Source organism: Actinomycetospora flava (genome assembly GCF_037400335.1).
Lineage (GTDB): Bacteria > Actinomycetota > Actinomycetes > Mycobacteriales > Pseudonocardiaceae > Actinomycetospora > Actinomycetospora flava.
On the sequence record NZ_JBBEGM010000003.1, the window covers coordinates 20,916 to 41,711 of the forward strand.

20 protein-coding genes are annotated in these 20,796 nt (G+C 74.7%); 9 read left to right on the forward strand and 11 right to left on the reverse strand.

What is annotated here, in order from left to right:
- Positions 1 to 14 precede the first annotated feature (14 nt).
- Positions 15 to 1,445, forward strand: coding sequence for an aldehyde dehydrogenase family protein (locus WCD58_RS09645; protein WP_337702084.1), 1,431 nt, complete (start codon positions 15 to 17; stop codon positions 1,443 to 1,445).
- Here the strand turns inward: WCD58_RS09645 and WCD58_RS09650 are convergent.
- From WCD58_RS09650 to WCD58_RS09680, 7 genes are all read right to left on the reverse strand, one after another.
- Positions 1,426 to 1,782, reverse strand: coding sequence for a DUF488 domain-containing protein (locus tag WCD58_RS09650; protein ID WP_337702086.1), 357 nt, complete (start codon positions 1,780 to 1,782; stop codon positions 1,426 to 1,428). The two genes, WCD58_RS09645 and WCD58_RS09650, sit on opposite strands and share 20 nt — an antisense overlap.
- Positions 1,783 to 1,870: 88 nt before the next feature.
- Complete coding sequence (locus WCD58_RS09655) at positions 1,871 to 2,206, reverse strand: contact-dependent growth inhibition system immunity protein (protein ID WP_337702088.1); 336 nt, start codon at positions 2,204 to 2,206, stop codon at positions 1,871 to 1,873.
- 7 nt (positions 2,207 to 2,213) lie between these two features.
- Positions 2,214 to 3,476, reverse strand: coding sequence for an RNase A-like domain-containing protein (locus WCD58_RS09660; RefSeq protein WP_337702090.1), 1,263 nt, complete (start codon positions 3,474 to 3,476; stop codon positions 2,214 to 2,216).
- Complete coding sequence (locus WCD58_RS09665; RefSeq protein WP_337702092.1) at positions 3,476 to 3,832, reverse strand: type VII secretion target; 357 nt, start codon at positions 3,830 to 3,832, stop codon at positions 3,476 to 3,478. Before WCD58_RS09665 ends, WCD58_RS09660 begins: the two co-directional genes overlap by 1 nt.
- Positions 3,833 to 3,887: 55 nt before the next feature.
- Complete coding sequence (locus tag WCD58_RS09670) at positions 3,888 to 5,726, reverse strand: S9 family peptidase (RefSeq protein ID WP_337702094.1); 1,839 nt, start codon at positions 5,724 to 5,726, stop codon at positions 3,888 to 3,890.
- 13 nt (positions 5,727 to 5,739) lie between these two features.
- Positions 5,740 to 7,515 (reverse strand): N-acetylglutaminylglutamine amidotransferase, encoded by a 1,776-nt coding sequence (locus WCD58_RS09675; RefSeq protein ID WP_337702096.1) that lies wholly within the window; start codon positions 7,513 to 7,515, stop codon positions 5,740 to 5,742.
- Between the two features lie 32 nt (positions 7,516 to 7,547).
- Entirely contained in the window at positions 7,548 to 10,145 is a 2,598-nt protein-coding gene (locus WCD58_RS09680) for a glutamate--cysteine ligase (protein WP_337702098.1), read from the reverse strand.
- A 96-nt stretch (positions 10,146 to 10,241) separates the two neighbouring features.
- Here WCD58_RS09680 and WCD58_RS09685 point away from each other — a divergent pair, with 96 nt between their 5' ends.
- The 6 genes from WCD58_RS09685 to WCD58_RS09710 all read left to right on the forward strand — a co-directional run bounded on the left by WCD58_RS09685 (position 10,242) and on the right by WCD58_RS09710 (position 14,284).
- Positions 10,242 to 10,712 carry a ribose-5-phosphate isomerase gene (locus tag WCD58_RS09685; protein WP_337702101.1) on the forward strand — a complete coding sequence of 157 codons (471 nt, stop codon included), beginning with the start codon at positions 10,242 to 10,244 and terminating at the stop codon, positions 10,710 to 10,712.
- Positions 10,713 to 10,740: 28 nt separating this feature from the next.
- Positions 10,741 to 11,556: an Fpg/Nei family DNA glycosylase gene (locus WCD58_RS09690; protein WP_337702103.1), complete on the forward strand. Its 816-nt coding sequence runs from the start codon at positions 10,741 to 10,743 to the stop codon at positions 11,554 to 11,556.
- A 168-nt stretch (positions 11,557 to 11,724) separates the two neighbouring features.
- Positions 11,725 to 12,954, forward strand: coding sequence for a hypothetical protein (locus WCD58_RS09695; RefSeq protein WP_337702105.1), 1,230 nt, complete (start codon positions 11,725 to 11,727; stop codon positions 12,952 to 12,954).
- Positions 12,955 to 12,995: 41 nt separating this feature from the next.
- Positions 12,996 to 13,142: a hypothetical protein gene (locus WCD58_RS09700; protein WP_337702106.1), complete on the forward strand. Its 147-nt coding sequence runs from the start codon at positions 12,996 to 12,998 to the stop codon at positions 13,140 to 13,142.
- Between the two features lie 13 nt (positions 13,143 to 13,155).
- Positions 13,156 to 13,533 carry an MmcQ/YjbR family DNA-binding protein gene (locus tag WCD58_RS09705; protein WP_337702107.1) on the forward strand — a complete coding sequence of 126 codons (378 nt, stop codon included), beginning with the start codon at positions 13,156 to 13,158 and terminating at the stop codon, positions 13,531 to 13,533.
- Between the two features lie 34 nt (positions 13,534 to 13,567).
- Positions 13,568 to 14,284: a PIG-L deacetylase family protein gene (locus WCD58_RS09710; protein WP_337702109.1), complete on the forward strand. Its 717-nt coding sequence runs from the start codon at positions 13,568 to 13,570 to the stop codon at positions 14,282 to 14,284.
- A 9-nt stretch (positions 14,285 to 14,293) separates the two neighbouring features.
- On the opposite strand, the gene WCD58_RS09715 is transcribed toward WCD58_RS09710, so the two are convergent.
- The 3 genes from WCD58_RS09715 to solA form a co-directional block, all read right to left on the reverse strand.
- Positions 14,294 to 15,178, reverse strand: a complete 885-nt coding sequence (locus WCD58_RS09715) for a GDSL-type esterase/lipase family protein (RefSeq protein ID WP_337702111.1) — start codon at positions 15,176 to 15,178, stop codon at positions 14,294 to 14,296.
- A 200-nt stretch (positions 15,179 to 15,378) separates the two neighbouring features.
- A complete protein-coding gene (locus WCD58_RS09720; protein ID WP_337702113.1) occupies positions 15,379 to 16,569 on the reverse strand; it encodes an aromatic ring-hydroxylating oxygenase subunit alpha in 1,191 nt (396 codons plus the stop codon).
- Entirely contained in the window at positions 16,562 to 17,761 is a 1,200-nt protein-coding gene (solA, locus tag WCD58_RS09725) for an N-methyl-L-tryptophan oxidase (RefSeq protein WP_337702114.1), read from the reverse strand. Before solA ends, WCD58_RS09720 begins: the two co-directional genes overlap by 8 nt.
- 140 nt (positions 17,762 to 17,901) lie before the next feature.
- Here solA and WCD58_RS09730 point away from each other — a divergent pair, with 140 nt between their 5' ends.
- Entirely contained in the window at positions 17,902 to 18,789 is an 888-nt protein-coding gene (locus WCD58_RS09730) for a LysR family transcriptional regulator (protein WP_337702116.1), read from the forward strand.
- Between the two features lie 3 nt (positions 18,790 to 18,792).
- On the opposite strand, the gene WCD58_RS09735 is transcribed toward WCD58_RS09730, so the two are convergent.
- Complete coding sequence (locus WCD58_RS09735; RefSeq protein WP_337702118.1) at positions 18,793 to 19,482, reverse strand: SDR family NAD(P)-dependent oxidoreductase; 690 nt, start codon at positions 19,480 to 19,482, stop codon at positions 18,793 to 18,795.
- A gap of 98 nt (positions 19,483 to 19,580) precedes the next feature.
- On the opposite strand from WCD58_RS09735, the gene WCD58_RS09740 reads away from it, so the two are divergent.
- Entirely contained in the window at positions 19,581 to 20,762 is a 1,182-nt protein-coding gene (locus WCD58_RS09740) for a cytochrome P450 (protein ID WP_337702120.1), read from the forward strand.
- Positions 20,763 to 20,796 lie beyond the last annotated feature (34 nt).

Consider the following 20,796-nt stretch of genomic DNA (forward strand, 5'->3'; position numbering starts at 1 on the left):
GGCAGGGTGGAGTCATGGAGACGACGACGGCGGCGGACACGCTCACGAGGCACTGGATCGACGGCGCCTGGCAGGAGGGGTCCGGGTCGATCGCGGTGGTGAACCCGGCGACGGAGCAGACGATCGCGGAGGTGCCGGCCGGGAGCGCCTCGGACATCGACGACGCCGTCGTGGCCGCGCGCCACGCCTTCAAGGGCTGGGCGGCGACCCCGCTGGCCGACCGGGTCGCGATGGTGCTGGCGATCCGCGAGGGCATCAAGGCGCGCAGCGGCGAGATCGCGGCGTCGATCACCGCCGAGATGGGCTCGCCGACGAAGTTCGCCAACTCGGTCCAGGTCGGCATGCCGATGGCGACCTCGAAGGGCGTCGCCGGGCTCGCGGAGTCGTTCCCGTGGACCGAGGAGATCGGCAACTCGCTGGTCGTCCGCGAGCCGGTGGGCGTGGTCGGTGCGGTGACGCCGTGGAACTACCCGCTGCACCAGGTCGTCGCGAAGGTCGCGCCGGCGCTGGTCGCGGGCTGCACGATCGTGCTCAAGCCCAGCGAGGTCGCGCCCCTGACCGCCGGCATCCTCGCCGAGATCACCCGCGAGGCCGGGCTGCCCGCCGGCGTCTTCAACGTCGTGCACGGCACCGGGCCCGACGCCGGCGAGGCGCTCGCCGCGCACCCCGGCGTCGACATGATGTCGTTCACCGGGTCGGTGCCCGCGGGCCGCCGCGTGCAGGAGGTCGCCGCCGGCACCGTCAAGCGCGTCGCGCTCGAGCTCGGGGGCAAGTCGGCCAACATCGTGCTCGACGACGCCGACCTCACCCAGGCCGTCAAGCTCGGCCTCGGCAACTGCTTCATCAACGGCGGCCAGACCTGTACGGCCTGGACCCGGCTGCTCGTGCCCCAGTCGCTGCACGACCAGGTGGTCGAGATGGCCGTGGCGCAGGCGGCGAAGTACACGGTCGGCGACCCCACCGACGAGTCGACCCGCATCGGGCCGATGTCCTCGGAGCGCCAGCGCGAGCGGGTCGAGGCCTACGTCGCCACCGGCGTCTCCGAGGGCGCCGAGCTCGCCGCGGGCGGGCCGGGGCGTCCCGACGGGCTCGAGACCGGCGCGTACGTGCGCCCGACGATCTTCTCGGGCGTGCGCCCGGACATGACGATCGCCCAGGAGGAGATCTTCGGACCGGTGCTGTCGGTGATGCCGTACGCCGACGAGGACGAGGCCGTCGAGATCGCCAACGCCACCGTCTACGGGCTCGCGGGCGCGGTGTTCGCGGGGTCGCAGGAGCGGGGTCTCGAGGTCGCGAAGCGCATGCGCACGGGCCAGGTCGACGTGAACGGCGGCGCGTTCAACCCGCTCGCCCCGTTCGGCGGCTACAAGCAGTCCGGCACCGGCCGCGAGCTCGGCCGCTACGGGCTCGAGGAGTTCCTCGAGGTCAAGTCGATCCAGCTGTAGACAGCACCTCCGCCAGCACCCGGGCGTGGCTGTGGTCCACGTCCTTGGTCGCGGTCAGGAGGGTGAGCGGGCCCGCCGTGTCGCGCAGGGACGTCAGCGCCGACACGGCGGGCTCGACCTCGAGCTCCGCGCGGTAGCGGCGGGCGAACTCGTCGTACTTCGCGGGGTCGTGGGAGAACCATTTCCGCAGCTCGCCACTGGGCGCGACGTCGCGCAGCCACTGGTCGTGGTCGGCGTCGGTCTTCGCGAGGCCGCGCGGCCAGAGCCGGTCGACGAGCACCCGGGTGCCGTCGCCGTCGGCGCGTGCCTCGCGGACCCGCTTCACCTGGACGGTCATCGCGGGGGATGGTGCCTCGGAGGTGCTCGCCGTGTCGATCTCTCGAGGATGCCGTGAGGGTTCCTGTGATCGGGGTACATCGGGCCGGTCACGTCGGCTCGTCCCTCCTGGCGGTCGCGCCCGTGCGGAGCGTGCGTTCCAGCTCCGTCAGCCAGCCGCGCATCGTGAGCCCGTCGTGCTCCGGCGCGTACGCGAGGTAGAACGCATCCGTCGCCTTCTCTGCGCTCGCGTCGTCGGTCGTGATCTCGAGGAGTCGGTGGACCTGGTCCGCCGCGTCCTCCAGCTGTGCCGGGGTGGATTCGCGGCAGAAGTCCTGGACGGCCTGCTGGGGTGATCCGTGCTCCTCGTGGAGATCCTGGTGCAGGTAGGCGCCGAACAACGTGCGCAGTTCGCGCCACTCCAGGGCTTCGGGATCGATGTCCATCTCGTCCTCACGGTTCGAGGTATGCCGTGACGATGTGGTAGCCGTCGGGCATGGATGTGTCGGGGCGGATGATGACGCGGGAGACGGTGGCCGGCACCACCGCATCGACGCCGGAGGCGTTCTTGGGTAGGTGACGTCCGATGACCTCGTGATGAGGGAGGTTGAACCCTTCGGGGCGCGTCGGGTTGGTTTGAAGCCACTGCTCGATCGCGGCTCTGTTCGCCGTCAGGTTGGCGTGGATGCTGCGCTCGGCGACGTCCAGATCGGTGAAGGTCGACACCGCGATCGGCCGATCAGCGTTGCGCTGCCGCTCGACGAGCTGCTCGTTCTTCGCACCGATGTGTCTCCTGTCGGGGTCGAGCACGTGGCCCCCAGCGTCCTGGTGCTGCTGCAGCCAGCCACCGGGCGCGACGGAGGTGTCGCCGCCCGGGTTCCGATCGGGAGCCAGGTCGCCGAGGCGTCCGAGCTTCGTGATGCCCTTGCCGCCCAGGGCCGCGGCGATGACGCCGGGGCTGCGGCCGATGGCCTCGTCCAGCCCGCCGCTCTGGTACGAGTCCACGACCGGCTGGACGGTGCCCTGGGCCATGCTCCCGACGGCGCCGAGCGGGTCGGACACCGCGGCCCGGGTGGTCTCCCAGGTCCTCGCCCAGGTGTCCCCGAAGTCGTCGTCGAAGACGTTGACGTGGTCGACGACCCCGCCGACGGTGTCGGTGACCTCGTCGACCACGTCCCCGCCGGCCTTCACCAGCCCGTCCCAGAGATTGCCGTCGGGCGGGGCGGCCGGTGCCGGGAGGAGACCGGCCAGGCCAGCGCCCGCCGCGTCGAGGGCACGGGCCGCGTCCTCGGCCGCGGACCGGGCGCGGTCCTCGGCGGACAGCATGATCGCGGTGCCGTCCTGGTACGCGAGGCGTCCGGACTCCCGGGCCGCGTCGGCCGGCGCGCCCGAGCCGACGCCGACCAGCAGCGCCGCGCCCTGCGTCGCCATGCGCTCGCCCTCGAGCCAGTCCTGCTGCACCCGGCGCAGCTCGGCCGCGAACACCCGCAGCGGCCCGGCGGCGGCCCGCGCCGCGTCGGCGGTGGTCCGCATCCCCGCGGCGGCGGCCCCGACGTTCGTCGCCGCGAGCATCGCCGCCGTCCCGGACCAGGCGGCGGTCGCGGTGCGGCCGTGACCGGCGACCCCCTCGCCGGCGGCGGCGACGTCCTGCGCGGCGCGCTCGAGGGCGTCGGCAGCGGCCTCGACCGCGGCCGGGTCGCCGGGCAGGCCGGGCATCACCGCCCGCCCGGTCCGGGCAGCAGGACGGGCGGACCTCCGGGCGCCCCCGGCCCGCCCAGCCCGCCCGCGACGCCCTGATCGTCGGCCAGGTAGGCGGTCGCCGAGGCCTCGAGGGACACGGCGGCGTCGGTCACCCGCGTCGACGCGACCCCGCCGGCCGCGTCGAGCGCCTGCCCGAAGCGGGCCGCCGCCGACGCCAGCGGCTCAGTGCCGCAGGCGCCGCCGGCCGCGGCGACGGCGGCCGAGGCTGCCCGGTACGCCCTGGTCAGCTCGCCGGCGTCACCGCGCAGGGCGGCGGCGCCGGCGCGCAGCTCCTCGGGGCGGACCTCGAACCCCTCGCCCGGCGCGGTCACGCCCGGATCGTGGCAGGGGCGGGCGCCGGGGAGGGGTCGTTTCGCGAAGGTCGGGTCAGTCGAGCTCGAAGTAGGTGCGCAGCCAGTCCACGCACTCGTGGATGAAGCGCACGCGGTTCTCGGTGCGCTGGATCTCGTGGCCCTCGTCGTCGAACAGCAGGTAGCGCACGGGCACCCCGGCGGCCTTGGCGCCGTGGACGGCGAGCTCCGCCTCGTGCACCGGCACGTTGGTGTCCCACTTGCCGTGCACGACGAGCAGGGGCGCGCGCAGGTGCTCCATGCGGTGCACGGGGGAGAGCTCGCGCAGGAGGTTGCGGTCGTGGATGGGGTGGCCGTACTCGCCGACCGCGGCGTCGGCGATCCACGGTTCGGTGCGCGCGAAGAACGTCTCGAAGTCGGCCATGCCGCACACGTCGATGCCGACGGCGAACAGCTCGGGGTGGTTCACGAGCGCGGCGAGGGTCAGGTAGCCGCCGTAGGACCGGCCCATGACCGCCACGCGCGCGGGGTCGGCGACGCCGCACTCGACGAGGTGCTCCACGCACGACGCCACGTCGCGGATCGCGGCGAAGCGCCCGGCGCCGTTGTCGGCGTTGACGAACGAGCGCCCGAAGCCCGACGAGCCGCGCACGTTGGCGGCGTACACGGCGATGCCGCTGGCGAGGAGGTGCTGGTAGAGCGGCGTGAACACCGGCCGCTCCTGCGCCTCCGGCCCGCCGTGCAGGTAGATGACGGTCGGCAGCGGCCCGGCACTGCCGCGGGGGCGGTAGAGCCAGCCGGGCAGGCGCAGGCCGTCGGGGGTGTCGACGACCTCGAGCGTCGGGTGCACGAGCTGCCCCGGTGACCAGCGCGGCTCCTCGTGCGGGCAGATCAGCGCGGTGGTGTCCGACGACAGCTCGTGGCACCACACGGCGGCGGGCACCTCGGGCGACTGGATGCCCATCACCAGCGAGTCGCCGTCGTGGCTGAACACCGCGCTGGTGACGACGTCGCCGGGCGGGGCGTACGACGAGCACTTGCCGCTCTCGAGGTCGAGCAGGTCGACCTCGCTGCGCCCCTCGACGTTCCACACGAGCGCGGCGAGCGCGGCGTCCTCGGTGAGCGCGAAGCGCTCGAGGTCGGCGTCGGTGCGCTCGGCGAGCACCTCCGGGGTCATCGGGCTCGCGTCGGTGGCGACGTCGATGGACACGAGCGCGGCGCGCTCGCGACCGCCGTCGGTGAGCAGCAGCATCTTCGTGCCGTCCGGGGTGAAACGGCCGGCGACGACGCTGGAGTCGTAGGTGATCGCGACGGGGTGCTCGACGGCGCCGGGCGGACCACCGGGGCCGCGCTGCACGTCGATCTCGTGCCAGCCCTCGGTGCCGTCGAGGTCGACGATGCCGACGTGACGCGACCCGCGGCGGCCGCGTCGCAGCAGCACGCGGCGCCGGTCGCGGCTCACGTCGAGGATCTGCAGGGCGTGCCCGGAGCCCAGGCGCTGGCGCTGCCCGGTGTCGGCGTCGACGAGCCAGGCCGTGGTGGTCTCGGTGTCCGACTCGGTGATCGCGAGGACCGACCCGGTGTGCGTGAAGCGGTCGAGGGTGACCGCACCGCGGTCGCCGTCACCGACCCCGCGGACCGGGCGCAGGTCCGTGCCGTCGGGGCGGACGATCGCGACCTGGGTGCGCTCGCCGCCGTCGGGCGCGGTCTCCACCGCGAGCCACGCCCCGTCGGGGGACCAGCGCACCGTCGCGACGAGGTCCTCACCCGTGTCGAGCGACCACTCCTCGCCGGTGGCGCGGCGGTGCATGCGGACCTGCGGGCGGCCGTCGCCGTCCCAGACGAACGCGATCGTCGTCCCGTCCGGGGACGGGCTGGGCGACCAGCACCGTGTCGCGCTGATCCACTCGTCCACCGCCGCACCGTACCTACGTGATGCCGTGGGCCTGCAGCCACATCTCGAGCAGCGCGACCTGCCACAGCGCGTTCGCGCCGAGGTTGGTGCGCCCGGAGTTCGGGTCGTCGAGCATCGTCGCGACGGCGTCGGCGCGGAAGAGCCCGCGCGACGTGGCGGCGGGGTCGGTGAGCGCCCCGCGCACGCGCTCGAGCACCGGTCCCGAGAGCTGGCGGATCGCCGGGACCGGGAAGTAGCCCTTCTTCCGGTCGATGATCTCGTCGGGGAGCACCCCGCGCGCGGCGGCCTTGAGCACGCCCTTGCCGCCGTCGGCGAGCTTGAGCTCGGGCGGGCAGGCGCCCATCGCCTCGACGAAGTCGTGGTCGAGGAACGGCACGCGCGCCTCGAGGCCCCAGGCCATGGTCATGTTGTCGACGCGCTTCACGGGGTCGTCGACGAGCATGATCGTGGTGTCGAGGCGCAGGGCGGCGTCGACGGCCGAGTCGGCCCCGGGCCGCCCGAAGTGCTCGGCGACGAACGCGCGGCTGACGTCGTCGTCGACCAGCGCCTCGGGCGTGAGGAGCTGGGCGACCTCGCTGTGCGGGCGGTCGAAGAACGCCTTCTGGTAGGCGTCGACCGCGCCGTCGCGCGGCACGCCGGCCAGCGGCGGGTACCAGTCGTAGCCGCCGAGGATCTCGTCCGCGCCCTGGCCCGACTGCACGACCTTGATCGACTTGGAGACCTCGCGCGAGAGCAGGTAGAAGGCGACGACGTCGTGGCTGACCATCGGCTCGGCCATCGCCGCGACCGCGCCCTCGAGCGCGTCGTCGGTCTCGTGCTTGGGGACCGTGAACCTGACGTGGTCGGTGCCGTAGGTCGTCGCGACGAGGTCGGAGTAGTCGAACTCGTCGCCGGTCTCGCCGGCCTCGGCCTCGAAGCCGATCGAGAAGGTCTTGAGGTCCTTCTGCCCCATCTCGGCGAGCAGGGCCACGACGATCGACGAGTCGATGCCGCCGGAGAGCAGCACGCCGACGGGCACGTCGGCGACCATGCGGCGCTCGACGGCCGTGCGCAGCGAGGACAGCGCGGTCTCCGCCCACTCCTCCTGCGAGCGCTCGCCGTCGCGCGTGAACGTCGGCTCCCAGTACACCCAGTCGTCGGTGCCGCCGTCGGGGGAGACCGTTCGGACCGTCGCCGGCGGGAGCTTGCGGACGCCCTGCAGGATCGTCCGCGGCGCCGGGACCACCGAGTGGAAGCTCATGTAGTGGTGCAGGGCGACGCGGTCGACGTCGGTGTTGAGGCCGCCGCCGGCGAGCAGGGCGGGCAGCGACGACGCGAAGCGGAGCGCGCCGGGGACCTGGGCGACGTAGAGCGGCTTGATCCCCAGGCGGTCGCGGCCGAGGACGAGCTCGCCGGTGCGGCGGTCGGACACCGCGAACGCGAACATGCCCTTGAAGCGCTCGACGCAGGCCTTGCCCCAGCGGTGGAACGCCTTGAGCAGCACCTCGGTGTCCGAGGTGGAGAAGAACCGGTAGCCCTGGGCGTGCAGCTCCTCGCGGAGCTCCTTGTAGTTGTAGATGATCCCGTTGAAGACGGCGGTCAGGCCCAGGTCGGAGTCGACCATCGGCTGCGCGCCGGCCTCGGACAGGTCGATGATCTTCAGGCGCTGGTGGGCGAGGGCCAGCGGACCGTGCCCGACCACGCCCCAGCCGTCGGGCCCGCGGGGCTCGAGGACCTGGGCCATGTCGAGCACCGTCGCGACCTCGGCCGCGCGGCCGTCGAAGCGGAACTCACCGGCGATGCCGCACACGTGTGGCCTCCTCGGTCGTCATCCGCGCTCTCTCAGCGCAGGATCCAGGTGTCCTTCGAGCCCCCGCCGCGCGAGGAGTTGACCACGAGGGAGTCGGCGGGCGCGACTCGTGTCAGCGGCGTCGGCAGCACGGTCGGGGTCGGGGCGAGGACGACGAACGCCCGCAGGTCGACCACGCGCGGCTCCAGCGCCGTGCCCGTGAACGTGGGGTGCGTGGAGATCCGGATCGTCTCCTGGGCGACGAAGCCCGCGGGGTCGGCGCGCACCGCGGCGGCGGCCTGCTCGAGCTCCGCGGCGTCGGCGTGGGGGCCGATGACGATGCCCTGCCCGCCGAAGCCGTCGACGGGCTTGAGCACGAGCTCATCGAGGTGGGCCAGGACGTGCTCGCGCTGCCCGGGATCCGCGCACGACCAGGTCGGGACGGCCGCGAGGGTCGCCTTCTCGCCCAGGTAGTACTCGGTGAGCGCGGAGATGAAGGGGTAGACGCCCTTGTCGTCGACGAGCCCGTTGCCCGGCGCGTTGGCGAGCGTCAGCCGGCCCGAGCGGACGGCCTCCCGCACGGGGCCGCCGAGCGGGACGCCCGACGCGTCGGGGGCGGTGAAGAGGACCTCCTCGTCGATGCGCCGGTAGAGGACGTCGACGGGGCGGCCGGTCGCCGCGATGGTGATCATCCCGGCGGCCGCCCGGAGCTCGCCGGGCGTGAGCAACGGCACGCCCATCTCCTCGGCGAGCATGCGGTGCTCGAAGTACGCCGAGTCGACCTCGCCCTCGGTGACCACGGCGAGCACCGGGTCGTGGCCCGCGGCCGGCGGGGCGCACGCCAGCAGCGCCTCGCGCAGCATCCCCGGGCCCTCGTCGGCGTCGAGCACGCCGTCGGGGGCCTGCAGCTCCGGCAGCACGCTGCGCACCACGCGGCGGTCGGCCATCGCGAAGCCGATGCCCGAGGGGATGCGCAGGTTGTCCTCGAGCACCTTCCACTCGCCCTCCCCGTCGCAGACGAGGTCGAGCCCGCTGACCAGGGCGCGCACGGCGCCGGGGTGCAGGTTCATGGCGGCCTCGTGCGGCGCGGGGAGCCAGCGCAGCGCGGCCTCGGGCAGGACGCCGTCGTGCAGGCAGGCGCGCTCGCCGTGGAGGTCCTGCAGCAGGGCCTCGCAGGTGCGGGCGCGCTGGATCAGCCCCTCGGACAGCGTCGCCCACTCGACGGGGGTGATGAGGCGGGGCACCAGGTCGAGGGGGAACAGCCGCTCGGCGTCCTCGCCCTGCGGGAAGAACATGCCGCGGGCGCGCTGCTCGGCGTCGCGGCTCTTCTCGTGGACGAGCAGGCCCGACGGCCCGATCCGCTCGAGCGTCGAGACCAGCCACGAGTACGCCGGGCGCACGGTGCCGTCCGCGGCGACGGCCTCGTCGTAGGAGACGGAGCCCTGCGGAGCCCGACCATCGGTCGAGCCGGGCGAGTGGTAGTCCGCCAGCATGATCGGGGCGACGGTGTCGGAGACCGGCGCGTCGACCGGGGAGTCCGGGGCGCCGCGGGTCTCGGCGACGAGCATGTCGACGACGGCCTCGAGCCCGCCGCTGCGGTTGGCGCGCTGGCGCTGGCGGGCCGCGGAGCTGCCGCGGGCGAGCGCCTCGAGCGCCAGCTCCTCGACGACGGCGCGGTCGCCGGCCTCGTCGAGGTCGTCGGCGAGGTGCTCGAGCATGAGGCGCACCGCGCGCGACGGCGGCACGAGCTCGCGGCCCGGGACGTCGACGAGGTCGCCCTCGAGACCCGAGCGCGCGGCCCGCCAGCTCGCGGCACGCAGCAGCTCGGGGCGGTAGCGGGGCTTCGGGCGGCCGTCGAGGTGCGCGCGCACGCCGTGGCGCACGAGGGCCCGCGACAGGCCGGCGATGAGCACCACGCCGTCGACGCTCGGGCCGGCGTCGCAGATGCGGACCTCGACGGTGTTCTGGTGCGCCGAGGGACGCATGTCGAAATAGACCATGCCGGGGTCGGACATGGTGCCGGAGGCGAGCAGGTCGGCGATGAGCGCGTCGTAGTCCGCGGCGTCGTCCAGCGGGGCCGGGGGACCGGCGGTCGGCCAGCGGTGCCAGGCCAGCGTGCGGGAGCTCGCGTACCCGGTGTCCTCGCTCTTCCAGAACGGCGAGCTCGCCGAGAGCGCGAGCAGCACCGGCAGCCACGGCCCGCTGTGCTGCATGACGGCGATCGCCGCGTCGCGGTCGGGGACGTCGACGTGCACCTGGGTGCCGCAGATCTGCTGCTCGAACGCGAGCAGCTGGTACTCGTCGCGCATCCGCTCGTAGCGCGGCGACGGTGTGATGCCCTGGGCGGACCCGTCGATCAGCGGGACGCTGCCGGCCCCGACGACGCCGAGGCCGCGCGAGTCGGCGATGTTGGCGAGCATCCCGCGCAGGCGCACCAGGTCGGTGCGCAGGTCGGCGAGGTCCGCGGTGGGGCGCGAGTTCGTCTCGATGATCGAGGGCTTGAGCTCCGCGGCGAAGGCCTCGCCGTCGAGGGCCTGCAGCTCGTCGAGCAGCTCGGGCACCCGCGGCACCGCGGAGCGCGTCTCGAGGTCGACGAGGTGGAACTCCTCCTCCACCCCCATGACGACCTCGCGGGCCGGCGTCAGCGACATGGCGTCAAAGTAGGGGTGGCGTGTCACGGGGATGTTTCCCAGGTCCCGATCGTGGGCCTCGCCGCGTCGGGTTTCACACCTGACACACTGCGCCGTGTGCGCGTCTTCGTCGGATCGGACCACGCCGGGTTCGAGCTCAAGGCCCATCTGCTCCGCGAGCTGGCCAAGGCCGGCCACGACGTCGTCGACGTCGGGCCCTCCGAGCTCGACCCCAACGACGACTACCCGCCGTTCTGCGTCCAGACCGGCCTGCGCACCGTGTCGACCGAGGGCAGCCTCGGCATCGTCATCGGCGGCTCCGGCAACGGCGAGCAGATCGCGGCCAACAAGGTGCCGGGCTGCCGCGCCGCGCTGGCGTGGAGCGTCGAGACCGCGCAGCTCGCGCGCAAGCACAACAACGCCCAGGTCGTGGCCGTCGGCGCCCGCATGCACACCGCGGACCAGGCCACCGAGATCGTCACCGCCTTCCTCGCGACCTCGTTCGAGGGCGGGCGCCACCAGCGCCGCATCGACATGCTGAGCGCCTACGAGCAGACCGGCGTGCCCCCGGCCCTGCCCGAGGAGTGACCCCCTCCCGGACGGGGTAGGCGGGCCCGTGCCCGAAGGCCACACGATCCGCCGCCTCGCGCGGACCCACACCCGGCGCTTCGTCGGGCACGAGGTGGCCGTGACGTCCCCGCAGGGCCGGTTCGCGCAGGACGCCGAGCTGGTCGACGGGCAGGTGCTGCAGCGCGCCGACGCCCACGGCAAGCACCTCTTCCACGTCTACGCCGACGACCTCGTCGTGCACGTCCACCTCGGGCTGTACGGGAAGTTCTCGCTGCACACCGGGGACGTGACGCCGCCGCGCGGCCAGGTGCGGATGCGCATGGTCGGCCCGACGCACTGGGCGGACCTGCGCGGGCCGATCGCCTGCGAGGTGCTCACCGAGGGCGAGGTCGACGGCCTGCGCTCGCGGCTCGGCGCCGACCCGCTGCGCCGCGACACCGACCCCGAGACGGCCTGGGCGCGCATCTCGCGCTCCCGCGCGCCGCTGGCCACGCTGCTCATGGACCAGTCGGTGATCGCCGGGGTCGGCAACGTCTACCGCGCCGAGGTGCTCTTCCGGCACGGCCTCGACCCGCTGCTGCCGGGGCGCAAGCTCGGCCGGGAGCGGTGGGAGGCGGTGTGGGCGGACCTCGTCGACCTGCTCGCCGACGGCGTCCGCCGCGGCGCGATCGACACCGTCCGGTACGAGCACCGGTCCTGTGATCACGAGCACGACCAACCGCACCGACGCAGCTGTGGCCGCGAGGTGTACGTCTACCGCCGGACGGGCCAGGCGTGCCGCGTGTGCAGCACGGAGATCAGCAAACGGACGCACGCGAGCCGGAACCTGTTCTGGTGCGCCCGATGCCAGGCCGCGACCTGACCGTTACGTTTCGGCCCCCGCCACCGATGCGTCACCCGAGGGGATGACGCGTGGCCGGTCCCGAACGGGGGAGTCGGTCACGTAACGTCCCCGGGTGAGTCCGTTCTGTCCGGGTCCTCGGGTCCGGTGTGGGAGGTGTGCGTGGCGCGGAGCGGAGATCGGCCGGCGGTGCAGACGGAGAAGCGTTCGCGGTGGCAGCTGACCACCCGCTCACGGTTCGCCTTCGTGCTCGGGCTCGCCGGCCTCGCGGTCGCGGGCGTGCAGGTGGCCATGCTCAGCGACCCCCCGACCGTGATCCAGGTCGTGGTCGTCGCGTTCTGGGGCCTCGTCGGCTTCGGCTACCTCCTCTCGGCCGCGGCCCAGCGCCTGCGCGAGCGTCGACGCCCTGCCCCGGCGCCGGCGGCGGCCGCTCCGGTCGAGGAGATCGTCCCGGTGCCCGTGCGCCCGGCCCGCCAGCGCCCGCGGCGGGAGGAGTCGTCTCCCGGGGCGCGCGAGCGGCGCGGTGCGCCGGAGCGGGAGGCGGTTCCGGCTGCGGAGGGTGCCGCTCGCACGGAGGCCGTGCGTCCCGCCGCCCGCGACCGGCGCGGTGGGCAGGAGCGGGAGCCCGTGGTGGCTGCGCAGGGCGCCGCTCGCACCGAGGCCGCGCGTCCCGCCGCCGGCCGGACCGAGGCGGTGCGGCCCACTGCAGCGCGCACCGAGGCGGTACGTCCCGCCACCGCGCGGACCGAGGCGGTACGTCCCGCCGCCGCGCGGACCGAGGCCGTCGGGCCGGCGGGCGCGCGTCCCGCCGCCGGCCGGACCGAGGCGGTGCGTCCCGCCGCCGCGCGGACCGAGGCCGTCCGGCGCCCGGCGCCGGCACCCGCCGTCGGTGCGGCCGAGGTGACCGCCGCCCGTGGTCCCGCTCCCGTCGCGTCGGCGCGCGTGGCGACCAGCGTCCGCCGTCCCGAGCGCCCCGCGCCGGCGCCCGTTCCCCTTCCCGAGCCCACGACGGTGGCTATCCGGCCCGCCGCCGCCTCGCGACCCGCCCGTCCGGAGGCCCGCCCGGCGGCCGGGGCGCCCGCGACGACGATGCTGACCGGCGGCGGATCCTCGCTGTCCTTCGGCAGCGCCCGGCCCGACCCGCTCGACCCCTCCACGCCGCTCCCGGTGCTCGGCCCGCCCGTCGACCTCGCGCCCGCGCCGCGCGTTCCCTCGCCGATCTCGGGGCCGCTGCCGACGGCGGGCACCCGGACGTTCGGGGACGCGCCGCGCGCCACCGGGCGCCGCCACGCCGCCGACGCCGAGGCGCCGAAGCCGCCCCGGCACCGCGCCGACGTCGAGGACCCGGTCGCCGCCCGCCGCGGCACCCCGGGCCCGAACTCCGGCCGGCACGCGAGCGTCGGCCACGGCGGTCGGTAGCCTCGGCGGTGTCCGATCCGTCCCGATCCGTGAGGAACGAGATGACCGAGCCCGCCGAGCGCACCGACCCCACCGAGGGCGCCTCCGAGCCCGGGGTGACCACGCACCGGCCCTGGATCCGGGTGGTCACCCTGATCGTCCTGGCGGTGTTCGTCATCGCGACCCTGGTGAGCGCGCTGGCCCTGTAGGCAGGATGCCGGGGTGCCCCCGGAGGAGCAGCTGGTCGAGCGCCTGCGCCAGGTGTGCCTCGCGCTGCCCGAGGCCACCGAGAAGATCAGCCACGGGTCGCCCTCGTGGTTCGTGCGCAGGATGTTCGTGAGCTACGTCGGGCACCACCACGGCGACGAGCACCTCGCGATCTGGGTGGCCGCACCCGAGGGCGCGCAGGAGGAGATGGTCACCGCCGAGCCCGCGCGGTTCTTCGTCCCGCCGTACGTGGGGCACCGCGGGTGGCTCGGGATGCGTCTCGACGTCGAGCCGGAGGGGCCCGACTGGGACGAGGTCCGCGAGGTCGTCACCGACGCCTACCGGGTCGTCGCGCCGAGGCGTCTCGCGGCGCGTCTCGGCGGAGGTACTTGACCTCGACGATGGTCGAGGTTCCACGCTGGTCGCCATGAGCACCGACCTGCCGGCCCTGCCCGACGACTTCGCGCGGGTCCTCGCCGTGGCCGCCCACCCCGATGACCTCGAGTACGGCCCGGCCGCCGCGGTCGCGTCCTGGACGGCCTCGGGGCGCGCGGTGTCGTACGTGCTCGTCACCCGGGGGGAGGCCGGGATCGCCACGATGCCGCCCGGCGAGGCGGCGGCCGTGCGCGAGCAGGAGGAGCGGGCGAGCGCGGCCGCGGTCGGCGTGCACGACGTGCGGTTCCTCGACCACCGCGACGGCGTCGTCGTCGAGGGTCTCGACCTGCGCCGCGACCTCGCGCGCGAGATCCGCCGGGCCCGCCCCGAGCTCGTCGTGGTCAACAGCCACCACGAGACCTTCGGTCCCGGCGTGTGGAACAGCGCGGACCACCGGGCGGTCGGTCGGGCGACGATCGACGCCGCCGGCGACGCCGGCAACCGCTGGATCTTCCCGGAGCTCGTCGAGGAGGGCTTCGAGCCGTGGGACGGCGTGAAGCGCGTCGCGGTGGCGGCCTCGACGCAACCGACCCACGAGCTGGAGGTGACCGGCCATCTGGACGCCGCGATCGCGTCGCTCTCCGAGCACCGGGCCTACCTCGCGGCGCTCGACCCGCGCCCGGTCGCCGAGCAGGCCCGCGAGGTCGTCCTCATGACGACCGGCGGCGACGACGGCCGGGCGCGGGTGCGCTTCGAGGTGTTCGGCTGAGGGTCGGCGTCAGCCCGGGAAGAGCCCGGGGGCGGCGCGCCCGTCGGCGGGCGGTGCGGGGGTGGTGGGGGGCGTCGCCGGGCCGGGCGCAGGGGTCGCGGCGGCCGCGGCGAGCGCGGGCAGGACGCCCAGCGCGTGGCCCTCGGCGTTCGCGCCGCCCGCGAGGAGCGACTCGCCCTCGGTCAGCGACGTGAGCCACGGCGCCTGGCCGCAGACGCCGTGGCCGGCGAAGGCGGGGCGGACGTCGACGAACCGCACCCCGGCCGCCGCGACGCGCTCGGCGAGCACGGTGTCGAGGCGGTTCACGGCGTCGTCGAGACGGGCGGCCCGCGCGGCGTCCGCGGCCCCGGCCGGGCAGGCCCTGCCCTCGGCGAGCAGGGGGTAGCCGGTGAAGGTCACCGCGGCGCGGGGGGCGCGGCGGCGGATGTCGATGAGCGCGGCGTCGAGCGACCCGGGCAGCGTGCGTAGCGCGCGGTCGAACCGGGTCGCGGCCTCGTCGCAGCGGGCCGGCGTGCCCGCGCTCGAGCACGCCGCGCCGAGAGCGCCGAGGCCGGTGGCGTCGGCGCCGACGGTCGCGGTGATCACCTCGGTCGCGTCCGACAGCGAGGTGAACTGCCCGTTCCCGCCGCCGGACGCCGACGCGCAGGCCCGCGAGGTCCAGGACGTCTCGCCGGCGGCGCGGGCGAGCAGCGCGGGGTAGGAGAGGGTGCTGCGCCGGCAGGGTCCGGACGTGGCCTCGACGGCCCCGGCCGCGGTGCCGGCGGCCCAGGAGTCGCCGAGCGCGACCCGCCGGGTGCCGTCGCCGCCGCTGCCCGGGCTCCCGGTGCCGACCGCCGCGACGGCCGGCACCGATCCCAGGACCAGCGTCGCCGCCACGAGCGCCCCTGCCACCACCGATCGACAGCCCATCCCCGCCCCCGATCTCCGCAACGATCACGTCGTCCGACGGCGGTCAGTGTCGGTCTCGACAGCCACACGAGGGGGTGGCGTCATGCCATCGAGGGCGCGCGACCACCCACACGGGTGGCGTGATCGTGGGGGGAATTCTGACGTTCAGCGTCAGCGTGGCCGCCAGGCTGACACCAGCCCGTGCGTCAGGCGGCCGCGGAGGAGGAGGTCGCGAGGGTGGTGGTGTACCAGTCGAGGAACAGTTCCACCGACGCCTCGACCACCGGGGACAGCGGGCCCGGGCGGTAGCCGCGCGAGGCGATGCCGGCGTAGTTCTTCTCGCACAGCTCCCAGTCCTGCTCCGAGGTCGCGCGCCACACCGCGGCGAGGGCGTCCTCGTCGACGGTGGCGTCGCGGGCGACGAGGAAGCAGAGCTCGACGTCGGTGGTGCCCGCGTCGACCGGGGTCAGGCGGGTCGTCACGGCGTAGTCGGCGTTGGCGTGCGCCCACAGGTTGGGCAGCGAGATCACGCGCAGGCTCCCGACGTCCGGGTCCGAGAGCGTGCCCATGGGCGGGGCGAGCGGGCGGCCGTCGAGGGTCTCGGAGAGGAAGCCGTCGCGCAGGGGCAGCCGCGCGACGCGGTAGGGGGCGCCGCCGGGGAAGTTGACGTCCTCGCCGGGCAGGCCCTGCGCGGTCCAGTGCGCGCGGGCCGTGGCGAGCGCGCGCTCGTAGCGCGGGTTGGTGCGCACGTCGCCGTTGACGCCGACGTCGAAATTCGACAGCGAGAACTCGGGGTGGCTGCCGGCGCAGTGGTAGCACTCGCGGTTGTTCTCCACGAGCGTCTTCCAGTTCGCCGCGACGCGGTAGTGCTCTCGTACGGCGATCCGCGCGTCGGCGAGCCCGTGCGGGCCGAGGCGGGGCGCGAGGGCGTCGGCGAAGGGCTCGAACGCCGGCGGTTCGTCGGCGAGGCAGACGAACACCAGCCCGGCGGTCTCGCGCACGGCGACCGGGGCGAGCCGGTGGTGCGAGGTCGCGAAGCAGTCGCCCATGAGGCGCGCCGAGCGCAGCGAGCCGTCGAGCGCGTAGACCCACTGGTGGTAGGGGCAGACGAACGCCTTGACCTGCCCGCGCGGCGCGGACGCGACGCGCGACCCGCGGTGGGCGCAGACGTCGTGGTGGGCGTGCAGGGCGCCGTCCTCGCCGCGTACGACGATCACGCGGTCGCGCCCGACGTCGACGGTGAGGTAGCGGCCGGGCTCGTCGAGCTCGGCGGTGTGCCCGGCGAAGAGCCAGTGCGCGGCGAACACGCGGTCGAGGTCGGCGGCGAAGACGGCGGGGTCGGTGTAGGCCGCCTGGGGCAGCGACCAGCCGGGGGAGCGGTGGACCAGCTCAGACATGGAAGGCGCGCCCCCAGCTCGGGTCGGTGAGGGCGGGGCGGTCGAGGGCGAACGTGCCGATCGGGTGCCGGCTCGACCCGGTGGTGGCGAGCTCGGCGAGGATGCGCCCGATCAGCGAGGCGAACTTGAACGCGTGCCCGGCCCCGACGCCGACGGCCACGCGCGGCTCGCCGGGCACGGTGTCGATCACGTAGTGCTGGTCGGGCGGGATCGTGTACAGACAGGTCTTCGTGTGCAGCTCGGGGCCTCCGAAGCCGGGGACGTGCTCGGCGAGGAACTCCTCCTGGCGTTTGCGGCGCAGCGGGTCGGGCTCGTAGGTGCGGCTGTCGGCGGTGACCTCGTGGCCGCCCATGTGCTGCCCGAGCTTCGTGGCGACCTCGCCGTACACGGGGAAGCCGTAGAAGTTGTCCGCGCCGTGCCACATGAACACCGGGAACCGGGCGGGCGAGAAGTCGAGCAGGTTCGGCGTCGCGTAGTAGGTGACCTGCTCCTGGGTGACCGTCAGCGGGATCTCGTAGAGCCCGTCCAGCACCTCGTTGGTGCGGGCGTCGGCGGTGACGACGACGCGCTCGGCGCGGATGACCTCGTCGTCGAGGACGACCTCGACGTGGCCGGCGGTCGGGCGCAGGGCGCGCACCGGGCTGTGCTCGCGGATCTCCGCGCCGTGCCCGCGGGCGAGCGCGAGGTGCGTGGCGGTGGCGCGGGCGGCGTCGACGATGCCGGTGCGGCGCTGGTACATCGCCTCCTCGGTGCCCGCGAGGCGGAACTGGGGCCAGCGGCGCTGCACGGCGCGGGCGTCGAGGAGCTCGAAGTCGACGTCGTGGCGGTCGGCGACCGCGGCGTAGCCGCCGATGTCGCGGCCGCCGGTGGTCAGCCCCTGGCGGGCCTCGACGTCCTCGATGATCAGCCCGCCGGTCTCGGTGACCAGCGTCTGACCGGAGACGCGCTCGACGTCGCGCCACGTCGCGTAGGCGTCGCGGGCGAGGGCGGCGTAGGCGTCCTGGTGCTGGGCGTAGCGGATGATGCGCGAGTGGTCCTGGCTCGCGCCGTGGTCGTGGCCGAGGCCGTGGCGCTCGAGGGCGAGGACGCGGCCGCCGACGGCGCGGGAGAGCCAGTAGGCCGCGGCGGAGCCGAGGCCTCCGCAGCCGACGACGACGTGGCGGAGATCGGATCGGGGGCGTGTGCGAGGCACGGTGATCACTCCGGGTGGGTTCTCGGATGTGTCCCCAACCCTCGCCGCTGACCCTGCTCCGTGGTGCGGATCTGCGATCCGCCCTGCCACTGGTCTCATCAGGCCGGGCTTATGGGTGGTCCGCGGGGCAATATCGCTCCATGGACGTCGAGCTGAGGCAGCTGCGGGTGTTCCTCACCGTGGCCTCGGAGCTGCACTTCAGCCGGGCGGCCAAGCGGCTGCACGTCAGCCAGCCCGCGCTCTCGCAGCAGATCCGGGCGCTGGAGAAGACCCTGGGCGCCGCCCTGTTCGACCGCTCGAGCCGCGCCACCGAGCTGACGCCGGCCGGGCGCGTGCTGCTCGACGCCGCGCCGCGCGTGCTGTTCGAGGCCGAGCGCGCGCAGTCGCTGGTGACCCAGGCGTCGAACGGGGCGGTCGGCCTGCTCGTCGTGGGATCGGTGGGCACGGCGCTCGCGTCGATCACCCCGCGCATCCTGCGGACGATGCGGGCGTCGTTCCCCGACCTGCAGCTCGAGGTCAGCCAGCAGGACACCGCCGCGCAGATCGTGGCGATCGCCGACGGGCGCCTCGACGTCGGACTCGTGCGGGCGGCGCCGCCGACGGCGACGGTGGCCGTCGAGCACCTCGTGTCCGAGCCGCTGCTCGCGGCGCTGCCGCTGGACCACCCGCTCGCGACGAGCGAGGAGATCGAGCCCGAGGCGCTGGCCGACGAGCCGTTCGTGCTCTGGCCCCGGCCGCTGGGCATGGCGTTCTTCGACATCATCACGAGCTACTGCCGCGAGCACGGCTTCAGCCCCGACATCGTCGCCGAGGGCGCCGACATCGAGACCCAGCTCGGCCTCGTCGCCGCGGGGCTCGGGGTGTCGCTGCAGCCGGCGTACTACGCGAACCTGCGCCCGCCGGGCGTGGTGTTCCGCCCGCTCTCGGGCGACGTGCCGATGGTCGCGCTGCAGGTCGCCTGGCGCCGCAACGACCGCTCGCCCGCCGTGGCCCACTTCGTCGACACGGCGCGCGCCCTGGGTACGTGACGCTCACCAGGGCACGTGCTCGCCGTCCTGCAGGTAGGAGCCGGAGGGGAAGGCGCCGGGGGAGCGGACGACGTCGACGATCCCCGCCGCGCCGTCGGCGACCGGGCGGCCGCCCGCGCCGCCCATGTCGGTGGCGGTCCAGCCCGGCGAGACGGCGTGCACGGCGATCCCGTCGCGGGTCAGCGCGTCGGCGAGGACGCGGGTCAGCGCGTTCACGCCCGCCTTCGACACGCTGTAGGCCGGCGAGTGCGCGCCCATGCGGTGGAGCGACCCGAGCCCGCTGGTCACGTTGACGATCACCGGCTCCCGACCGGCGCGCAGCAGCGGCACGAACGCCTGGCTGAGCCGCCACGGTGCGAGGACGTTGGTGCGCCACGCCCCGTCGGCGACCTCGAGGTCCTCGGTGACGGGGTCGGCGCCGCTGTCGAAGTTCACCGCCGCGTTGTTCACCAGAGCGTCCAGGCGCCCGTGGCGCATGTCGACGGCCTCCACGGCCGCCTGCACGGACTCCGGGTCGGTGACGTCGAGCCGCAGCGCCCACGCGCGCTCGCCGAGCTCCTTCGCCGTCGCGGTGCCCGCCTCGGCGTCGCGGGCGGCGACGACCACGGTGTCGCCCGCCGCGACCAGCTGCCGGGCGATCTCGACGCCCAGCCCGCGTCCGGCGCCGGTGACGAGGACGATGCGTTCGCTCATGCCCCGCGAGTATCCGGGCACCGCCGTTCCTAAGCGAAAGTTTACTCCCACTTCGAGTACGGTCGGGGGTGTCCGAGTCCCCGACGACGGGAGCGACGATGACCACCGCCATCCCCCGCCACATGCAGCGCGACCGGTTCGCCCCGGTCCCCGAGACCCAGGCGGCCCGCGACGAGGACGCGCTCCCGCAGATCCGCACGGCCATCGGCACCGGGGCCCGGCTCGTGACCCGGTACGCCGACGTCCGCGAGGTGCTCGGCGACGCCGAGCGGTTCTCCAACGCCGGCCTGCCGCCGCTGCCCACCCCCGAGGGCGAGCAGGAGGAGGACCGGCGCGCCGGCAACCTGCTCGCCACCGACCCGCCCGAGCACACCCGGCTGCGCCGCCTGCTCACCGGCGAGTTCACGGTGAAGCGCATCCGGCGCCTCGAGCCGCGCATCACCGAGATCGTCGACGACCACCTCGACGCCATGGCGGCGGCGGGCCCTCCGGCCGATCTCGTCAGCGCGTTCGCCCTGCCCGTGCCGAGCCTCGTCATCTGCGAGCTGCTCGGGGTCCCGTACGCCGACCGCGACGAGTTCCAGAGCCGTTCCACCCGCCAGATCGACCTCAGCCTCACCCTCGAGGAGCGCGGGCGCGTCGCCGCCGAGTCCCGCGCCTACATGGGCGAGCTCGTCGACCGCGCGTGGTCCGCCCCCGGCGACGACATGCTCGGCATGCTGATCCGCGAGCACGGCGACGACCTCGCCCGCAACGAGCTCATCGGGATCGCGTCCCTGCTGCTCATCGCGGGCCACGAGACCACGGCGAACATGCTGGGCCTCGGCACGCTCGCGCTGCTGCGGGCGCCCGACCAGCTCGCGCGGGTGCGCGACGAGCCCGGCGCCGTCGCCCCCGCCGTGGAGGAGCTGCTGCGCTACCTGTCGGTCGTCCACTCCGGGGTGCCGCGGCTCGTCCGGCACGACACGACGGTCGGCGGGCGGCCCGTCGCCGCCGGCGAGCTGCTCGTCCTCTCGCTGCCCGCCGCCAACCGCGACCCCGCCACCGTCGACCACCCCGACGACCTCGACGTCACCCGCCAGATCGCCCCGCACGTCGCCTTCGGGCACGGGGTGCACCATTGCCTCGGCGCGCCGCTCGCCCGCGCCGAGATGGCGGTGGCGTTCCCCGCACTGCTGCGACGGTTCCCGGACCTCGCACTGGGCATTCCGTTCGACGAGGTCGAGTTCCGCTCGGCCACCGTGGTGCACGGGCTGCGCGCGCTGCCTGTGACCTGGTGACCCCACCACCCCTTCGACCACCACCCGAGGGAGA

Bases quoted from the DNA above. Each gene is read 5' to 3' on its own strand.
- WCD58_RS09645 (WP_337702084.1), top strand. From the start codon at position 15: ATGGAGACGACGACGGCGGCGGACACGCTCACGAGGCACTGGATCGAC.
- WCD58_RS09650 (WP_337702086.1), bottom strand. From the start codon at position 1,782: ATGACCGTCCAGGTGAAGCGGGTCCGCGAGGCACGCGCCGACGGCGAC.
- WCD58_RS09655 (WP_337702088.1), bottom strand. From the start codon at position 2,206: ATGGACATCGATCCCGAAGCCCTGGAGTGGCGCGAACTGCGCACGTTG.
- WCD58_RS09660 (WP_337702090.1), bottom strand. From the start codon at position 3,476: ATGCCCGGCCTGCCCGGCGACCCGGCCGCGGTCGAGGCCGCTGCCGAC.
- WCD58_RS09680 (WP_337702098.1), bottom strand. From the start codon at position 10,145: ATGTCGCTGACGCCGGCCCGCGAGGTCGTCATGGGGGTGGAGGAGGAG.
- WCD58_RS09700 (WP_337702106.1), top strand. From the start codon at position 12,996: ATGACCGAGCCCGCCGAGCGCACCGACCCCACCGAGGGCGCCTCCGAG.
- WCD58_RS09710 (WP_337702109.1), top strand. From the start codon at position 13,568: ATGAGCACCGACCTGCCGGCCCTGCCCGACGACTTCGCGCGGGTCCTC.
- WCD58_RS09720 (WP_337702113.1), bottom strand. From the start codon at position 16,569: ATGTCTGAGCTGGTCCACCGCTCCCCCGGCTGGTCGCTGCCCCAGGCG.
- WCD58_RS09730 (WP_337702116.1), top strand. From the start codon at position 17,902: ATGGACGTCGAGCTGAGGCAGCTGCGGGTGTTCCTCACCGTGGCCTCG.
- WCD58_RS09735 (WP_337702118.1), bottom strand. From the start codon at position 19,482: ATGAGCGAACGCATCGTCCTCGTCACCGGCGCCGGACGCGGGCTGGGC.
- WCD58_RS09740 (WP_337702120.1), top strand. From the start codon at position 19,581: ATGACCACCGCCATCCCCCGCCACATGCAGCGCGACCGGTTCGCCCCG.